Annotated in this window: 14 protein-coding genes; 9 read left to right on the plus strand and 5 right to left on the minus strand. The window is 49.7% G+C overall.

Annotation, left to right across the window (positions count from 1 at the left end; all coding sequences use genetic code 11):
* Positions 1 to 26 precede the first annotated feature (26 nt).
* The 5 genes from J4D25_RS18860 to acs all read right to left on the minus strand — a co-directional run bounded on the left by J4D25_RS18860 (position 27) and on the right by acs (position 5,741).
* Positions 27 to 791: an ABC transporter ATP-binding protein gene (locus tag J4D25_RS18860; RefSeq protein ID WP_057713607.1), complete on the minus strand. Its 765-nt coding sequence runs from the start codon at positions 789 to 791 to the stop codon at positions 27 to 29.
* A 36-nt stretch (positions 792 to 827) separates the two neighbouring features.
* Positions 828 to 1,526: an ABC transporter permease gene (locus J4D25_RS18865; protein ID WP_056724135.1), complete on the minus strand. Its 699-nt coding sequence runs from the start codon at positions 1,524 to 1,526 to the stop codon at positions 828 to 830.
* A complete protein-coding gene (locus J4D25_RS18870) occupies positions 1,523 to 2,212 on the minus strand; it encodes an ABC transporter permease (protein ID WP_015096506.1) in 690 nt (229 codons plus the stop codon). The genes J4D25_RS18865 and J4D25_RS18870 overlap by 4 nt, the downstream gene beginning before the upstream one ends.
* A gap of 91 nt (positions 2,213 to 2,303) precedes the next feature.
* Positions 2,304 to 3,080, minus strand: a complete 777-nt coding sequence (locus J4D25_RS18875; RefSeq protein ID WP_057713606.1) for an ABC transporter substrate-binding protein — start codon at positions 3,078 to 3,080, stop codon at positions 2,304 to 2,306.
* Positions 3,081 to 3,785: 705 nt separating this feature from the next.
* The gene (gene acs, locus J4D25_RS18880; RefSeq protein WP_057713605.1) at positions 3,786 to 5,741 is read right to left on the minus strand and encodes an acetate--CoA ligase; all 1,956 of its coding nucleotides are present in this window, start codon (positions 5,739 to 5,741) and stop codon (positions 3,786 to 3,788) included.
* A 454-nt stretch (positions 5,742 to 6,195) separates the two neighbouring features.
* Here acs and J4D25_RS18885 point away from each other — a divergent pair, with 454 nt between their 5' ends.
* From J4D25_RS18885 to J4D25_RS18925, 9 genes are all read left to right on the plus strand, one after another.
* Positions 6,196 to 6,459 carry a DUF2790 domain-containing protein gene (locus J4D25_RS18885; RefSeq protein ID WP_057713604.1) on the plus strand — a complete coding sequence of 88 codons (264 nt, stop codon included), beginning with the start codon at positions 6,196 to 6,198 and terminating at the stop codon, positions 6,457 to 6,459.
* A 190-nt stretch (positions 6,460 to 6,649) separates the two neighbouring features.
* On the plus strand, positions 6,650 to 7,003 hold the full coding sequence (locus J4D25_RS18890) for a hypothetical protein (protein WP_057713603.1): 354 nt from the start codon (positions 6,650 to 6,652) through the stop codon (positions 7,001 to 7,003).
* A 527-nt stretch (positions 7,004 to 7,530) separates the two neighbouring features.
* Complete coding sequence (locus tag J4D25_RS18895) at positions 7,531 to 8,778, plus strand: ribonucleotide-diphosphate reductase subunit beta (RefSeq protein ID WP_057713602.1); 1,248 nt, start codon at positions 7,531 to 7,533, stop codon at positions 8,776 to 8,778.
* A gap of 292 nt (positions 8,779 to 9,070) precedes the next feature.
* Positions 9,071 to 10,630 carry a DNA cytosine methyltransferase gene (locus J4D25_RS18900; protein WP_057713601.1) on the plus strand — a complete coding sequence of 520 codons (1,560 nt, stop codon included), beginning with the start codon at positions 9,071 to 9,073 and terminating at the stop codon, positions 10,628 to 10,630.
* Between the two features lie 32 nt (positions 10,631 to 10,662).
* The gene (locus tag J4D25_RS18905; RefSeq protein WP_219733190.1) at positions 10,663 to 13,335 is read left to right on the plus strand and encodes a Z1 domain-containing protein; all 2,673 of its coding nucleotides are present in this window, start codon (positions 10,663 to 10,665) and stop codon (positions 13,333 to 13,335) included.
* Positions 13,328 to 14,350, plus strand: coding sequence for a PD-(D/E)XK motif protein (locus tag J4D25_RS18910; protein WP_157858920.1), 1,023 nt, complete (start codon positions 13,328 to 13,330; stop codon positions 14,348 to 14,350). The genes J4D25_RS18905 and J4D25_RS18910 overlap by 8 nt, the downstream gene beginning before the upstream one ends.
* Positions 14,332 to 16,170, plus strand: coding sequence for a hypothetical protein (locus tag J4D25_RS18915; RefSeq protein WP_131726851.1), 1,839 nt, complete (start codon positions 14,332 to 14,334; stop codon positions 16,168 to 16,170). Before J4D25_RS18910 ends, J4D25_RS18915 begins: the two co-directional genes overlap by 19 nt.
* Complete coding sequence (locus J4D25_RS18920) at positions 16,167 to 17,069, plus strand: hypothetical protein (protein ID WP_131726850.1); 903 nt, start codon at positions 16,167 to 16,169, stop codon at positions 17,067 to 17,069. Before J4D25_RS18915 ends, J4D25_RS18920 begins: the two co-directional genes overlap by 4 nt.
* Positions 17,070 to 17,073: 4 nt before the next feature.
* Positions 17,074 to 17,868 carry a DUF6339 family protein gene (locus J4D25_RS18925; protein ID WP_131726849.1) on the plus strand — a complete coding sequence of 265 codons (795 nt, stop codon included), beginning with the start codon at positions 17,074 to 17,076 and terminating at the stop codon, positions 17,866 to 17,868.
* Positions 17,869 to 17,895: the final 27 nt, after the last annotated feature.

Below are 17,895 nucleotides of genomic sequence, written 5' to 3' on the forward strand. Positions count from 1 at the left end.
CCTAATTTGGTGCGTAACGGGAGCGATTACTTCAGGCTACCCGACAGGAATTGCTGCAGACGCTCGGATTGCGGGTTCACCAGCACTTCGCGCGGGTTACCGCTTTCTTCAACCACACCTTTGTGCAGGAACACCAACTGGTTCGACACTTCACGGGCGAAGCCCATTTCGTGGGTCACCACGACCATGGTCCGGCCTTCCTGGGCCAGAGCCTGCATGACTTTCAACACGTCGCCAACCAACTCCGGGTCGAGGGCCGAGGTCGGTTCGTCGAACAGCATCACCTCAGGCTCCATCGCCAGCGCACGGGCAATCGCCACGCGCTGCTGCTCGCCGCCGGACATGTGCCCAGGGTAAGCATCCTTGCGATGGGCCACGCCCACCTTGTTCAGGTAATGTTCGGCCTTCTCGCGTGCTTCAGCCTTGGACACGCCCAGCACATGCACCGGTGCTTCCATGATGTTTTCCAGCGCGGTCATGTGCGACCACAGGTTGAAATGCTGGAACACCATCGACAGGCGCGAACGCATGCGTTGCAGCTGTTTCGGGTCGGCGGCCTTCAGCGCGCCGTCCTTGTTCGCCACCAGCTTCAGCTCTTCGTTGTTGAGCAGAATCCTGCCCGCGTGCGGCTGCTCCAGCAGGTTGATGCAACGCAGGAAAGTACTTTTGCCGGAGCCACTGGAACCGATGATGCTGATCACATCGCCGGCTGCCGCTTTCAGGGACACGCCCTTGAGCACTTCGTGACTGCCATAGCGTTTATGCAGGTCTTGGACTTCAAGTTTGTACATGCTGTCGGTTCTCACAAAAACAGTCAGTCAGTGATATCAGTGCTTGCGCGGGGCCAGGTAGCCCAGCCAGCGGCGCTCGGCCATCTTGAACAGCTTCACCAGGATGAAGGTCAGGCACAGGTAGAACACGCCAGCGGTGATGTACGCCTCGAACGGCAGGTAGAACTGGGCGTTGACCGTGCGCGCGGCACCGGTGATGTCGATCAGGGTCACGATGGACGCCAGACTGGTGGTCTGCAGCATCATGATCACTTCGTTGCTGTACTGCGGCAGCGCGCGACGCAGGGCCGACGGCAGCAGGATGCGCTTGTACATCTTGACCCGCGACATGCCCATGGCCTTGGCCGCTTCGATCTCGCCGTTCGGCGTGGCGCGCAGGCTGCCGGCGATGATTTCGGCGGTGTAGGCGCTGGTGTTGATCGCGAACGCCAGGCACGCACAGAACGTTGCGCTGGACAGCCACGGCCAGAGGAAACTTTCCCGCACCGCTTCGAACTGCGCCAGACCGTAGTAAATCAAGAACAGCTGCACCAGCATCGGCGTGCCGCGGATCACGTAGGTGTAGAGCCAGGCCGACATGTTGACGACCGAGTTCTTCGAGACGCGCATCAGGCCCAGCGGCAAGGCGCACAGCAAGCCGAAGAACAGCGACAGCGCGAGCAGTTTGAGGGTGGTCACCAGGCCGCCAAGGTACAGCGGCATGGCCTCCCAAATGACGTTGTAGTCGAAGATCATAGATCAGCCGCCCTTACGCCTACGGAGTAGCGCTTCTCAAGGTGACGCAATGCCAGCAACGACACACTGGTGATCACCAGGTACATCGCGGCTACTGCGAGGAAGAAGGTGAAAGGCTCGCGGGTGGCATCGGCCGCCTGCTTGGCCTTGAACATCATGTCTTGCAGACCCACCACCGAAATCAGCGCGGTAGCCTTGGTCAATACCAGCCAGTTGTTGGTGAAACCCGGAATCGCCAGGCGAATCATCTGTGGCACCAACACCCGGAAGAACACCTGAAAACTGCTCATGCCGTAGGCCATGCCGGCTTCGGCCTGCCCCTTGGGGATCGCCATGAAGGCGCCACGGAAGGTTTCCGACAGGTACGCACCGAAGATGAAGCCCAGGGTGCCGATACCGGCCGCCAACGGGTTCAGGTCGATGTACTCGTCAAAGCCGAGCAGCGGTGCGACGCGGTTGAGCAGGTCCTGGCCGCCGTAGAAAATCAGCAGGATCAGCACCAGGTCGGGAATACCGCGGATCACCGTGGAATACAGGTCGCCCAGCCAGGCCAGCCAGCGCACTGGCGACAGACGCAGTGCCACGCCGATCAGGCCCAGAACGATGGCCATGGCCATGGACGACAAGGCGAGCTGAAGCGTCAGCCAAGCGCCATCGAGGATGACAGCCCCGTAGCCTTTCAACATGATTCAGGTCCTCGAAAGTTGGGATGAAAAAATGGCGCAAACCTCAGAGATCCTGTTGCTTGCGCCATTTCGGACTTGTCGCTGGGACGAATTACTTGCCGTAGATATCGAAGGCGAAGTACTTGTCCTGGATTTGCTTGTACTTGCCGTTCGCACGAATGGCTACGATGGCGTTGTTGAGCTTGTCCAGATCTTCCTTGTCGCCCTTGCGCACCGCGATACCTACGCCGTCGCCGAAGTATTTGACGTCGGTGAACGCAGGGCCGACGAAGGCGAAGCCTTTACCGGCATCGGTTTTCAGGAAGCCGTCATCCAAAAGCGTAGCGTCTGCCACGGTGCCGTCGAGGCGGCCGGCGGCCACGTCGAGGTAAATTTCGTTCTGCGAACCGTAAGGCTTGATCTCGGCACCCAGCGGGGCCAGGACTTCGCGGGCGAAACGCTCGTGGATCGAACCACGCTGCACGCCGATGTTCTTGCCCTTGAGCTCGGTCAGGCCTTCGCTGACCTGAGTGCCAGCCTTCATGACCAGGCGAGCCGGGGTGTTGTAGTACTTATTGGTGAAGTCCACGGACTTCTTGCGATCTTCAGTGATCGACATGGACGACAGGATCGCGTCGATCTTGCGCACTTTAAGCGCTGGGATCAGGCCGTCGAACTCTTGCTCGACCCACACGCACTTGACCTTCATTTCTTCGCACAGCGCGTTGCCGATGTCGTAGTCGAAACCAACGATGCTGCCATCCGGCGCCTTGGACGCGAACGGAGGGTAAGCCGCCTCGATACCGATTTTCAGAGGTTTTTCATCGGCGAAGGTTGGCAAGGACAGCACGGACAGTGCCAGGGCGCCAAGCAGCACGAGTTTCTTCATCTTGGGACTCCATCGGTAAAGGGCAAAAACGGCAGAGTGAGCAACAGCCCAATATGCGAATGAGTGGAACCAGAAAGCAGTGCTGCGTCCTGGGAAGCGGGTGTTGAAATTCAACACGAGCAACGACGAGCGAGTGATCGGCATTCTAACGACAGGCCCGAGGCCGATATTTCTTCAATGCGACAACTAATTACAGAAGCACCGAGAAAGCCGCTTTAGCACGTTGACAGCCCTGCAAAATCATGCAAGAGCAAAAGATAGTGAACCGATCTATGTTGCAAATTGCGGGCCTATTATTGGCAAACCCTTCTAATCCGGCAAGCGCAGTGTAGCGGCTTATTTTTTTGAGGCGCATTTCAAGCCCGGATTTAAGCACTGGCGTTTCCCAATGCCCCGTATTGGCGCGATGCGGTTACACATTCAGTAACCTGAAAGAAAGCAGGTAACAGTAGGAAAATGCCGACAGAGTATCCCGATAATTATTGGTAGATGTTGCTGTAGCGCCTGCTAAACCGCTATCGCGAGCAAGCTCGCTCCCACAATGGTTTTGTGTCGAACGCAAATATCGCATTCACCACAGATCCCCTGTGGGAGCGAGCTTGCTCGCGATGAGGCCAGCCCAACCAACACAAAAACCCAGGCACAAAAAAGCCCCGCCAGGCTCAACACCTGACGGGGCGTTTATGAGTGACTCAGAACCGCCGCTTACGCGACATTCATGGTCTTGTGGGTATCAATCAAATGCTGCACCACACTCGGATCAGCCAAGGTGGAAATATCACCCAACCCCTCATATTCCGCCGTGGCAATCTTGCGCAGAATCCGGCGCATGATCTTGCCCGAACGAGTCTTCGGCAGCCCCGGCGCCCACTGGATCACATCCGGTGAAGCAATCGGGCCGATCTCCTTGCGCACCCAGTTTTTCAGTTCCAGGCGCAGTTGCTCGTTCGGCTCTTCACCGTTCTTAAGGGTGACGTAGACATAAATGCCCTGCCCCTTGATGTCGTGCGGCACGCCGACCACCGCCGCTTCGGCGACTTTCGGGTGCGCGACCATCGCGCTTTCGATCTCGGCGGTGCCCATGCGGTGGCCGGACACGTTGAGCACGTCGTCCACGCGACCGGTGATCCAGTAGTAACCATCGGCATCGCGACGGGCGCCGTCACCGGTGAAGTACATGCCACGGAAGGTCTTGAAGTAAGTGTCGACGAAGCGGTCATGGTCGCCAAACAGCGTACGCGCCTGGCCTGGCCACGAATCGAGAATCACCAGGTTGCCCTCGGCCTCGCCTTCGACGATGTTGCCCAGGTTGTCCACCAGGGCCGGCACCACGCCGAAGAACGGACGCGCCGCAGAGCCTGGCTTGAGCGCATGAGCGCCCGGCAGGGGGCTCATCATGTTGCCGCCGGTTTCGGTCTGCCACCAGGTGTCGACGATCGGGCAACGGGACTTGCCGACGTTCTTGTAGTACCAATCCCAGGCTTCCGGGTTGATCGGCTCGCCCACCGAACCCAACAGGCGCAGGCTGCTGCCATCGGCGCCTTCAACGGCGGCGGTGCCCGAGGCCATCATGGCGCGGATCGCGGTCGGTGCGGTGTAGAGGATGTTGACCTTGTGCTTGTCGACGATCTTCGCCACCCGGGTGATGTCCGGGTAGTTCGGCACGCCTTCGAACAGCAGCGTGGTCGCGCCATTGGCCAGCGGGCCGTAGACGATGTAGCTGTGGCCGGTGACCCAGCCGACGTCGGCGGTGCACCAGTAGATTTCACCCGGGCGGTAGTCGAACACGCGCTCGTGGGTCATGGCCGCGTACAACAGGTAGCCGCCGGTGGTGTGCTGCACGCCCTTCGGCTTGCCAGTGGAGCCGGAGGTGTAAAGGATGAACAGCGCTTCTTCGGCGCCCATTTCTTTCGGCGCACACACGGTGCCGGCCACTTTCATCAGGTCCTCGAACCAGATGTCGCGATGCTGGTTCCACTTGATGTCGCCACCGGTGCGCTTGCACACGATGACTTTCTGGATGCTGCTGGTTTCCGGGTTGGTCAGCGCGTCGTCGACGTTGGCCTTGAGCGGGATCTTCTTGCCGGCACGAATGCCTTCGTCGGCAGTGATCACCACTTTCGAGCGGCAGTCGATGATGCGACCGGCCAGGGCTTCCGGGGAGAAACCGCCGAACACCACCGAGTGAATCGCGCCGATCCGGGTACAGGCCAGCATGGCGACCACGGCTTCGGGGATCATCGGCATATAGATAGTCACCACGTCGCCGCGGTGCACGTCCTGACCACGCAGGGCGTTGGCGAACTTGCACACTTGCTCGTGCAGTTCGCGGTAGGTGATGTTGCGGCTTTCGGCAGGGTCATCGCCCTCCCAGATGATCGCGACCTGATCGCCGCGCTCGGCCAGATGACGGTCCAGGCAGTTGTAGGAAACGTTCAGGGTGCCGTCGGCGAACCATTTGATGTCGACATGGTGATCGTCGAAGGAAGTCTGCTTCACCGTGGTGAAAGGCTTGATCCAGTCGAGGCGCTTGGCTTGCTCGCGCCAGAAGCCGTCCGGGTTGACGACCGACTGCTGGTACATGGCCTTGTAGGTCGCCTCGTCGGTCAGCGTGTTAGCCAGAACCTCGGGACGAACGGGATACAGGGAAGCCGCACTCATCTTTCTTACCTCGGTGGAATAGTTGTTTTTGTATGACCCTGTTTTAGCCGGGCCGGGGCTATAGAACCATTCGACGATGGTAGTAACAAGTCCCTACAAAATGTCGTGAAAAACCGTCAACCCCACTACCGCCGCGGTACCTGTGGGAGCGAGCTTGCTCGCGATGGTCGTCAACGATAACGCGCCCAATCTGACACCCCGCAGTGCAAGCTCGCGCCTACAAAAGAAAAGGTTATTCAGGGATTGTTACAGGATCTGTCAAAAGTGTTTATCAAAACCACGCCTATATGGACGAAGCGTCGACGCCTAAAATCAGCCACGCCAACAAGGCAACCTGATTAACCAAGTTGCAGCCCCCACGAAGGCAGTTAATCAAACCCCTGATACCGAAGCTCCACACGCAATCCCAAAAAGATTGCGTGCCCCCTTTCGACCTCTAAAAGGTAAATTTCAAATGAAAGCTTTATTGGTTCTGGCCCTCAGCAGTCTGTGCGCAACCGCCATGGCAAACGAGGTCCCGACTGATGTCGCGCAGCAACAACCAGCAATAGAGGAATACACCTACTCCACCCACCTGGACATCGCCAAAGTGATCTCCATGAGCGAAGCCCCGAACGTGTGTGAAGTTGTGCCGATGAAAATGGAATACGAAGACTCCCACGGCCAACGACATATCCTGCGCTACAGCATGATGGGCAATGGCTGCTCCAACGGCTGATCCCCTGCTTCACCCCTCCCCCCAAAAGGTTCGACCCACCCGCCGCGATCAGGCAGATAAAGCGCCGAACCTTAATAATCGATCAGTTCGATTGTTTTAAGCATTTATTTGCGCTTTTTAATCGAAATGATCGGCATAGAATCAACTGCAACCCAAGACAAACAACACCCACGAATCTGGAGCAACAACCATGAAAACCCAACTGATCCTCGCCCTGACCCTCTCCGTCCTGGCAGCCAACACCTTCGCCGCCGATGGTTACGACCGCACCGGCTCTGCCGTTTACACCAGTGAAGCGGCTGTCGCTTCCGACGGTTCCGACCATACCGGCACCGCCCGCCTCGCTGCCGATGGTGCCGATCACGTCGGTGCAGGCAAACTGGCTTCCGATGGCTCTGACCACACCGGCGCAGCCCGCCTCGCCGCCGATGGCGCCGATCACGTCGGGGCAGGCAAACTGGCTTCCGATGGCTCCGACCACACCGGCGCAGCCCGTCTAGCCGCCGATGGTGCCGATCACGTCGGTGCCGCTCGCCTGAGCTGATCCGCCAGCGTGACTTCACAGCCCGACTTCGGTCGGGCTTAGTTGTGTCTGGAGCCTGAGAAAACCCCACCGAAACACAAGATGTAGTGAAAAAAGCCTTTTTTGGTCATTTCTTGAACAAAAATAATCCGAGGCAAAAAATTAAGAAAAAAAATCTTCCCCCGCCAACATCGTTCAAAGCCCTGTAAACCCTCACTCCGACCGAAAAACGGCCCCCGTCGACCGTTCCGTGAGCCATTTCGCCGCACCACAGCACGCAAAACTTCCCTATAATGCGGCCTTAAACGGGCCTGCAATATTCCCTTACAGGGACGAAAAGCCAGTCTGAAGCCCCGCACAAGCGATCAACGCTTGCTGCGCCCATCAGTGGCTCTCGGAACCCCGTACAAAATTCTGTTTGATGCCTGCGTATAGCTGCCGCAAAAAACGATTCCTTTAGATCCAACGCGGCCAGTAAGGCCGTGTGAAAAACCGACCTATCCAATTTCACACGGGCACACTGGCCCTCACGCAGGAGACGACACGTCATGCTGAGCTGGGACGAATTCGACAAAGAAGACACGGAAGTAGCAGTCAAGAGCGCCAACGCTGGCCACGCCACCGAAGCCAACATGGACCGTCTCGACAGCGCCGGCGGTGCCGCCGCCCTGGAAGCCCGTGCCGTGACCGCCACTGACTCCGCCGCCGTTGCCCGCGCCAAAGCCGCTCTGGATTCCCTCGACGTAGCCGAAGGCCTCGCCGAACTCGAAGGCGCCTCCGCCCGTGTCGCCGTTGACGAAAAGCGCATGATCAACTGCCGCGCCGACCTCAACCAACTCGTACCCTTCAAGTACGACTGGGCCTGGCAGAAATACCTGGATGGCTGTGCAAACCACTGGATGCCGCAAGAAGTCAACATGACCGCCGACATCGCCCTCTGGAAAAACCCGGAAGGCCTGACCGACGACGAGCGCCGCATCGTAATGCGCAACCTCGGCTTCTTCTCCACCGCCGACTCCCTGGTTGCCAACAACCTGGTCCTGGCCGTGTACCGTTTGATCACCAACCCGGAATGCCGCCAGTACATCCTGCGCCAGGCCTTCGAAGAGGCGATCCACACCCACGCCTACCAGTACTGCATCGAATCGCTGGCCATGGATGAAGGCGAAATCTTCAACATGTACCACGAGATCCCGTCGGTCGCGAAAAAAGCCACCTGGGGCCTGAAATACACCCGCTCGATCTCCGATCCGAAGTTCGAAACCGGCACCGTCGAAACCGACAAAGAACTGCTGCGCAACCTGATCGCCTACTACTGCGTTCTGGAAGGCATCTTCTTCTACTGCGGCTTCACCCAGATCCTCTCCATGGGCCGCCGCAACAAAATGACCGGCGTCGCCGAGCAGTTCCAATACATCCTGCGCGACGAATCCATGCACCTGAACTTCGGCATCGACGTGATCAACCAGATCAAAATCGAAAACCCGCATTTGTGGGATGCCGAGATGAAGGAAGAAGCTTCGCAGATGATTCTGCAAGGAACTCAGCTGGAGATCGAATACGCGCGTGACACCATGCCTCGCGGCGTGTTGGGTATGAACGCGGCGATGATGGAGGACTACCTGAAGTTCATCGCTAACCGTCGTTTGTCGCAGATTGGGTTGAAGGAAGAGTACCCAGGGACGACTAACCCGTTCCCTTGGATGAGCGAGATCATGGACTTGAAGAAAGAGAAGAACTTCTTTGAGACTCGGGTTATTGAGTATCAGACTGGTGGGGCTTTGAGCTGGGATTGATACGAGTTAGATTTTTCGTCATGAGGCTGCCTTTAGGCAGCCTTTTTTTATCTGAAGCAATATCTTTAGTAGCCCCGAATCTAATCTCAGATGATATAAAAAGCTGGAATTTTGTGTAAAACCTGGTAAAACAGCATAGTGTAATTAGACTAAGTCATCGGTGATGGGGTAAGGCGCAATATTTTCAGGAAACCAAGCATCTGAAAACATCACAAAAAAACAGAATGCGCCGGCCTCATTGAGCAATCATTTTTAAGCACACAACGGTGCCATTCATGAGTCCTCAAGATTAATGAACTCTTCCTCCCCAATTCAAATTGTTGATCTTTTTGCTGGCCCAGGCGGACTTGGCGAAGGATTTGCGTCTTTCGAACGCGGAACTCGTTTTAATATAATCGTGTCAGCTGAAATGGATCCGGTAGCGAGAAAAACCCTACGCCTAAGAGCTTATTATCGGTTAGTAAAAAAAGAAAAACCCGAGTTTCTAGAAGATTACTACAACTATTGCAATGGGATTTCGGCCGAGCCTTATAGCAATAGGACAAAATCATATTGGGAAAAATCAGGAAATGAAGCTCGTCGAATCACACTTGGCGACCCTGAAGACAATAAAATATTAGACGCTATAATCAACGAAAAACTGGATAGAAGTAAACCTTGGATTCTTATTGGTGGACCTCCCTGCCAAGCGTACTCCCTAGTAGGCAGATCTCGCAATATGGGGAAAGTTGATTATCGGGCGGAAGATGATCATAGGCATTTCCTATACCTCGAATACCTAAGAATTATACAAAAAAACAAACCTGCCGTTTTTCTTATGGAGAATGTTAAAGGAATTCTTTCATCAAAAGTAAATGGTGAAAGTATGTTCCCGAAAATATTGAAAGACTTGGCTGCTCCAGATACTGCACTAAATAAAAGCGATACAGGCCTGCGATACAAAATTTGCTCTTTGGTGGAACACGAAGATGGTACTCATGATCTAATCCCCAACGAAATAGACCCTCGAAATTACATAATTCGCTCAGAGCATTATGGCATCCCCCAAGCTCGTCATCGCGTAATTCTGCTGGGAATTTTAGTTCAGGATAACAACGAACCCTTTACCTTTGAAAAACTCAAGCTTGAGGAACAAGTAACTCTTGATGACATACTAAAAAACCTTCCTCCACTGAGAAGCAAATTAACAAAAGATACTGATACGTCGGATAAATGGTGCTTGGAGATACTGAACCAAATCGACGCCATTGAGGCTCCATCAGTCGCAAGAGGCCGCTCTGATTTTGTTGCTGAACTTCGTAACACGCGGAATGCAGTAGGGAAATACTTGTCGACTGGGTCGCTAAGATATGAAAAGGGAATTTACCAAGGAATCACCTCCAAGCCGGCACTCGATGACTGGTATATAGATAAAAATTTGGGTGTCTGGTTGAATCACGAAGCTCGCGGCCATATGGCATCGGATCTAAGAAGATACATCTACGCAAGTGTTTATGCAGTAGTCAACGGCCGAGCTCCAAAAGGTCATTTGGAATTTGACTTGCCCGGCCTAGCTCCGGATCATAAAAACTGGGAAAGTGGTAAATTTTGTGACCGATTCAAGGTCCAAGTTAAGAATTCACCATCAACAACTATAACAAGCCATATATCAAAAGATGGCCACTATTTCATCCATCCCGATCCAACGCAATGTAGAAGTCTCACCGTTAGAGAGGCAGCTAGGTTACAAACTTTCCCTGATAATTATTTTTTTGAGGGAAATAGAACACAGCAATTTCATCAAGTAGGAAATGCGGTGCCTCCAATGCTCGCCGCTAAAATGGCAAAAATCGTTTCAGAGATCATAGGATAATTTTATAAGCGAAATGGTCGACCGACCGCAGAATGCATGCCATCATTGAGCCACCAACTGTACAGAAAAGGAAACTCGCAGTGATGTCACCTCAATTAGCCGGCTGGGTCGATCAAATTCGAAGAGCTCTCCCAGAGGCTGAAAGCATAGATGGCGCAATAGCTATAGTTAAGCGCTCAGTGGAAAATATGTTTGGCGAGCTCACGAGCTTTCATGAAGAGCTACTGAAAGAAGCAGAAAAAATTATAAGAAAAGATTATGAGCAAGTAGAAATCCTGCGAAACATCTCAATCTTTAGTAAAAGACCAGATTGGTACTTTGGACCAAAACCTAAGGATAGCCATTGGCCCGCATTAGAAGGCTATGTAAAACAAGAAAAAGGCTGGAGCATCGAGACTGTAAACAGTATGAATACCTCGTCTACCGAGGTAATTTCACTCATAGAGAACCCACATAAAGAAAAATTTTCTTGTCGAGGCCTAGTTCTAGGTTATGTTCAATCCGGAAAAACGGCAAACATGACTGCTGTAATTGCTAAAGCTATTGATGCGGGGTACAACACCGTAATTGTTTTGGCAGGATTGACTGACAAACTTCGTCAGCAAACGCAGCGCAGATTAGAATCGGACGTCGTAAAACGCTTACCAGAACGGTGGAATTTACTTACTTCTGACCAAGGAGACTTTAGAGGCCTTACTAATGGAGGCTTTCCAAGATTAGCTCAAGACAATTCCCAAATTGCAGTTGTGAAAAAGAACGTTGCTCCCTTAAATCGACTTTTGGAAACCATAAGCTCGACTCATATACTAAATTTGCAACGACTAAAGGTATTATTAATTGACGACGAATGCGATCAAGCGTCCGTAAACTCGGCTTCGAAAGAGCTAGATATCACGTCGATTAATATGCTAATACGAAAAATATTAACGTTCATACCTTGTATTTCTTACATTGGTTACACTGCGACACCATTCGCGAATGTACTGATCAATCCCTACCCCGTGGATGGATCTGGGTTAGATGACTTGTACCCAAAGGACTTTATAACAAGCCTACCGTTACCGCTGGATTACTTTGGTGCTGAGCGCCTTTTCGGACGCGCTTCTGCAAACTCGGACGCGGACTCTCCTGATGAACAACCACTAAAAATGATACGTGAGGTAAGCGCACAAGATTCTGCGTTATTACAACCAGCCTCTATAAAAATAAAAGATTCCTTCTTTCCAAAGATCCCAGCTAGCTTGGAAGACGCGCTTCTATACTTCCTTATGTGTTGCTCTGCTCGCTGTACTAGGGGTCATGACCATCAGCATATGACGATGCTCGTCCATACTTCACCATTTGTAATCATGCATGAGAGGGTAGCGTCTCTTCTGGAAGCATGGTTACAGAAAAACCGCGAACTCATTTTATTGCCTAGTTCGCCTATCAGATTGCGGATGAAGAAACTCTGGGACTCCGAAAGCAAGCTGGTTCCAAGTAAGTTACTGACAACACTTGACCCTGTTGACTTTAACGACCTCGAAAATCATCTACCGCATATTATTAATGAATTAAGTTTCGTCATAGAAAACGGGTCTAGCTCTGACAGAATTGATTATAGGAAACCGGCAAGAAAATACGTAGTAGTTGGTGGATCAATTCTCGCCAGGGGCTTAACTCTAGAAGGATTGATGGTCAGTTACTTCCTCAGGAGCTCTACTCGACAGTATGACACCTTACTGCAAATGGGTAGATGGTTTGGCTATCGCCATAATTACGAAGACCTCCCGCGCCTTTGGATGCCGAAAGACTTATCCAAATCATTTAGAGATTTAGCGGCAATTGAAGCTGAAATTCGAGATGATATTTCTCAATATAAAAACCGCATGACACCTACTGACTTCGCAGTACGGATTAGAACCTTGCCAGGAATGACTATTACGGCAGCAACTAAAATGCGCGCGGCCAAATCTTGTGATTTGAGTTATTCAGGCAAACATGTCCAATCTATCCGTTTAAATTATTCAAACCCGAAAGAAATCCATGCAAACTGGCAAGCTGCCTCTGAATTACTAACACAAGCATCTCAGCTCGGAGAGCGGGCCGATATAGATCAACGAAAACTATACCTAGAAGTTCCGCAAGCCTTAGTAGTCAAGTTTCTAAGAAACTACACATTACATGATTCAAGACATGACTTAGGAACGAGGGCTTTACTCGCATACATAGAGAACTCTGTGCCTGCACTTTTGAAATGGAACGTAGGAGTTTTCGAAACAGCAAATGGAGAATCCTCGAAACTTCCTCTTGGAACACTTGGCCATATAAAAATGGCAAATAGATCTGTGCTAGATACCTCTGGCGAGATAGCAAATATCAAAGCCTTAATGTCCCGCAGGGATGTAATTTTTGACTGTTCTACCGATAAAAAACCGAGCGCTGATGACTGGTCGACCTTAAAGGCATTCAGGGAAACTATCGTAGGTGAGATTCCATTAATTATTATATATCCGATAAATCGAAACTCTAAGCCAACCACCCCAAACACCGATCGATCCGCGCTTAATGCAAAGGGCGACTTGATAGGTATAGGTATCGTTTTCCCCGGTGATGAACAGGCAGGTGGCGGATATGTTTCTGTTAGCTTAGATTCTATATCAGCGGATGAACTAGAAGCTATCGAACAGGAAGAGTTAGCACAATCAGAGGCTGCAGGTGTCTGATAAATTAGAAAACCCATTAGCCCAATGGCGAACTTTACGCTTGGGAAAAAAGGAGTCTTCAAACTTGGAGATTCCAACCTTGCCGAGCGAAATTAACACTAGTTTCGGCAGAGTGAGATATGCTCTCAGTGCGGCTAAAGAAGCAAGAGTTCTAATTCCAATAAGCGGCCGAAGTCACTCCTTGAATGACCTATCTTCCGAATCTTTGGTAGTGAAGTTATCGAAACTTTCTTTGAACGGTGCATTTGAATACTATGCAGACATAACATGCACATCTCAAAAACTTGAAGGAGTCTTCTCGGACGTTATTATCGAGCTTCTCAATAGAATAAATTTTGGTGAAGGTTCTATTGAAGCGCTGAAAGGCACACTTAATGACTTCCGCATGTTATTTGCGGAATCATCAAGCGAACGTCCATCTAGAGAAATAGTATGCGGACTTATCGGAGAGTTGATTCTCCTGGATAAGCTTTTATCAATCAATTCGGATGCGTGGCAAACTTGGCGAGGCCCACTTTCCGAACGTCATGATTTTCGCGCGGGCACTATAGCAATAGAGGTAAAATCTACACAGCGCAAAGGAAATAAAAGCATATCTATTTCATCAATAGAGCAGCTTCAGCCGCCAATCAATGGAAAGCTCTACATATGCCACATAACATTAGAAGAGGTTAACGGGGGAAGCTTATCCGTTTCTTATCTCACACAAAAGATATTAAACAAAGCATCCGACAGATTGGAGGTACTTCGAAGATTAAGCATAATCGGTTGTTCAAACACTGAAAGCTCTCTCTGGAACCACTTCAAATTTCAATTAGAAGAAAACAACTACTACATCGTTAACGAAACATTTCCAAAAATCTTAGAGAGCAGTTTTAAAGAGAATGCAATTCCAGCAGGCATATCAAAAATCAAATACGATATTGACTTAACCATGTCTGACGCATCAAAGCTTGACAAAAATATGGAATCGTTTCTTTTGAAGGAATTAATTCAATGCCTACAAAACGAGTAAGTATCTATCCTGAACCCTATGCTGCATCGGGAAATATTGGTGACGGAGGCTTGAGAAAACTCTTGGGTGCACCGAGCCTCAACATGTTGCAAATGGTAATCCGCGAGGCCGTACAAAATAGCTGCGATGCAGCAAAGTTAGGAACGGGTCCAGAAATACTTATTCGAGTTAGGACTTTAACCAAGGATCAAATAAAAACCCTTAAAGAAACTATATTTTGTGAGCTCCCTATAAATCGCGACTCAAGAGCAGGAATATTAAACTTTTTAAATTCTGCAGCGCCAAATGTTTTAGAAATATGTGACTTTCAAACAGTAGGCTTAGGTGGACCAACGAGAGCAGATTGGGTACCCCAAGGTACGAAAGTTACTGACTTTATAGACTTTATGCGAAACTTTGGCTCCAATCATGATACTCACAATAGAGGGGGTACATATGGATTCGGAAAAGTATCTCTTTATCAAGCAAGCAAATGCCAGACAGTACTAGTAGACACATGCACAACAAATCAAACAGAACATGTCCGAAGACTTATGGGCTGTCATCTTGGCCTTCAATATGAAGTAGCTAACAAACTTGGCCAAGTACAACGCTTTACGGGTCGACACTGGTGGGGCAACAAAAACACAGACGCATTTGTAGACCCCGTTGAAGGAACGCCCGCAACTGAACTTTCACTAGAAATCGGATTCCCAAAAAGAGATAAGCTGCAGACCGGCACATCTATAATGATACTTGATCCATTCATAGAAAGCTCCAATGAGATAATGGCAGGAGTAATTCAGGAAAGCTTACTGTGGAATTTTTGGCCAAGGTTAACTAGTGACACTCCAAAATCAAAAAAAATCAATTTTCAAATTGAAGTTGATGGCTGCCGATTTGAACTCCCTTCCCCTGAAGACTTCCCCCCATTAGACTTATTTTCCATCGCTATTAAAAATATAAGAAACAATAGCAAAGAACTAATCCCAATTAATGCCCAGAAGGCTTCTAAAAAGCTTGGTACTTTGTCACTTATCAAAGGCATGAAGGGTGCAAGAACATCAATGCGCTTAGGAGAAAACTCAATAATACCTTTTGCATCAGCACATATCGCGGTTATGCGACCAGTGGAATTAGTTGTTAAGTATATAGAAGGTGCTTTCTTACCTGATGAACGACTTGAATGGGCCGGCGTTTTCATTGCAGATGAACAAGTTGAATCTGCATTTGCCAAAGCTGAGCCACCTGCTCATGATGACTGGCAACCTAAAATTATAGACGATGCTACACAAAAAAGTTACGTCACTATAGCGCTAAGAAGAATTAAAGAAGAAGCGATGCAATTTTCCTCCCCCTTATCGAATATTGATAAGGCAGGAACTAACGGGAAGTCACTGGCAGCCGCGGCCGGCGCCATTGGCAACATTCTTTCTAAAATTGACGGTCAAGGGGGAGGCTCTCGACACACTGGGAGCACCGGTGGTAAAAAAAACTACGGAAATAGCGCGACCAACCCTGTATTCATAAAATTAGAATCAAGCAACTCAAAAATTTTCGCGATATTCGAAACTCAAGTTAAGCTCATTGACAACGCAAAACCAATGAAGTTACACGCCTTCGCTCATTTAGCTGCGGATGGATCGGCTTTTACTGAAGACTCCTTGATCACTACTAAGCCAAAAATATCAACTATTAAGCATAAGGAGTTTGTTTCGATCATATCTAAAGCAGATGAATTAGAAATAGGGACTATTGAAGGAACCTATGAGATCCGAGTTCAATTACCTAGAGGCTATGCGACTACACTTAAGGTAGAGCTCTCAGAGGTGACGTCATGAATAAGCGGTTAGCCTTTCCTTTTCTTACAATTACTGAGGGCAGTATTACCACATCACCTTGGTTATTATCTCTTAACAATGCTCCTTTTTTACCTGCATCTGACCATCTTGCGAACTGGGATTACTCCTCACAACTCACGCTAAACCGAACGTTATCTATAGACTGGGATTTAGTTTCACTGGATCTTTCACACCCCAAGAGCAAGCTACCACTAGAAATTTTAGTCCAAATAGGCACCGGCTCGGGAAATTTACCAAGAAAACTATGGAGCGAGTATCAAAAAGCAATAAGCTATAGGGCCGACGAAATAGAAATTACTATTCCGATAATAAGTGAAAACCTCTCTCAACGGCTATTCATCAAGACCCAAATAGTATTAAGAGATCAAATAATATCTACTAATATATTAACCCCTTCCGAAGTCGGAGCGAGGCTATGGCTGGATACATCTGATATCAGGCTTGAGGGCGGTGAGCCAAGATTTCCTGTTGAAGAGATCAGCTTAGGACAAGTTTTTAAGAACAAGGCTGAAGCTAACGCATTGTGGTATTTACACTGGCAAACAGATACGCTGGATCATTCTTTTTCAGGTGCCGTACGATTGTATCTAAACTCTGACTACCCTGACTTTGTTAGCCGCTTCCAACAAAAGGATAAATTTACTCTTCAAACTGTTCTTAATGATGTTATCAGTCAATTAATAGAGAAAGCTCTTCCGAACCCTGACTTCCAAGAGCGCGCCGATTTTTTTGAGGAGGGATCTATCGGAGCTAACATTAATAACTGGCTACGAACCGCATTTGGCAATCTTACAATAAAACAACTCTACGACTTTTCCAACCAGAAGCCAGGGGAATTTAGAGCAGCTCTTCTTTCCCTTGCTGATGTTTCGGAGTAATACAATGACTGTTTATCTATTTCCTAGACTGAACAATTTTGCGGTACAACGAACTCTACAAGAACTTCAGAGTGAAATCACTGCTACTGCGGCTCAGAGTTTCATTAATAGCTATCCAGGAAAAAGCTATGGTGCTAGCGGAGGGAGCCGAATAAGTAAGCAAATAATGGACGATATGTGTGCAAAAATTATAAAAATTGCGGAGCAAAACGGTTTTCCAGATAAAGGTACAAAAAAAACCAGAGCTCAATTTGACGCCGATGTGAGTATTGCACTTTCCGAATATAGAGCTCTTAGCTCCGGAGAGCTGCAACGAGATGATATTTGGTCATATATTTCCACCGCAATGCTTCCTACAGTAGTTATTTGGCGCTTCAGATTGACTTTAAATGCAGAACTTACCCCAGCTATTTTAGCTAGATTCCGCGGAGGAGTACGCAATACATTTCAGCGACTATGGGTTCGTAGCGATATATTTGATAGGGGGTATGGGCATGCGGCTCGCTGGGAGCTTCTGACAACGCTACCTGAAGACGCAATGGTGCAAATTACAGAGAGGGCGTCACTAGTAGCAGTTAAAAATGTTGCCTTAGCTATTGCAGAAGGGTGGCTTAATGCATCAAATAGCAAAAAAAATGCCACGATAGACACAGAAAAATTAATGCGTGAAGCTATAATATTAATAAGGCTACACGGCGAAATAATAGACCTTTCCATGAAGAATGATGCTGATTTGAAAAAGTTCATATCAAAAAAATTCACATTAGCCGCCTCAATGATAACATCTAACGAACATTAATATCTTACCTCATCTAATTTGAGGATC

The sequence above is a fragment of the Pseudomonas sp. GW456-L13 genome, from assembly GCF_017350115.1.
GTDB lineage: Bacteria > Pseudomonadota > Gammaproteobacteria > Pseudomonadales > Pseudomonadaceae > Aquipseudomonas > Aquipseudomonas jessenii.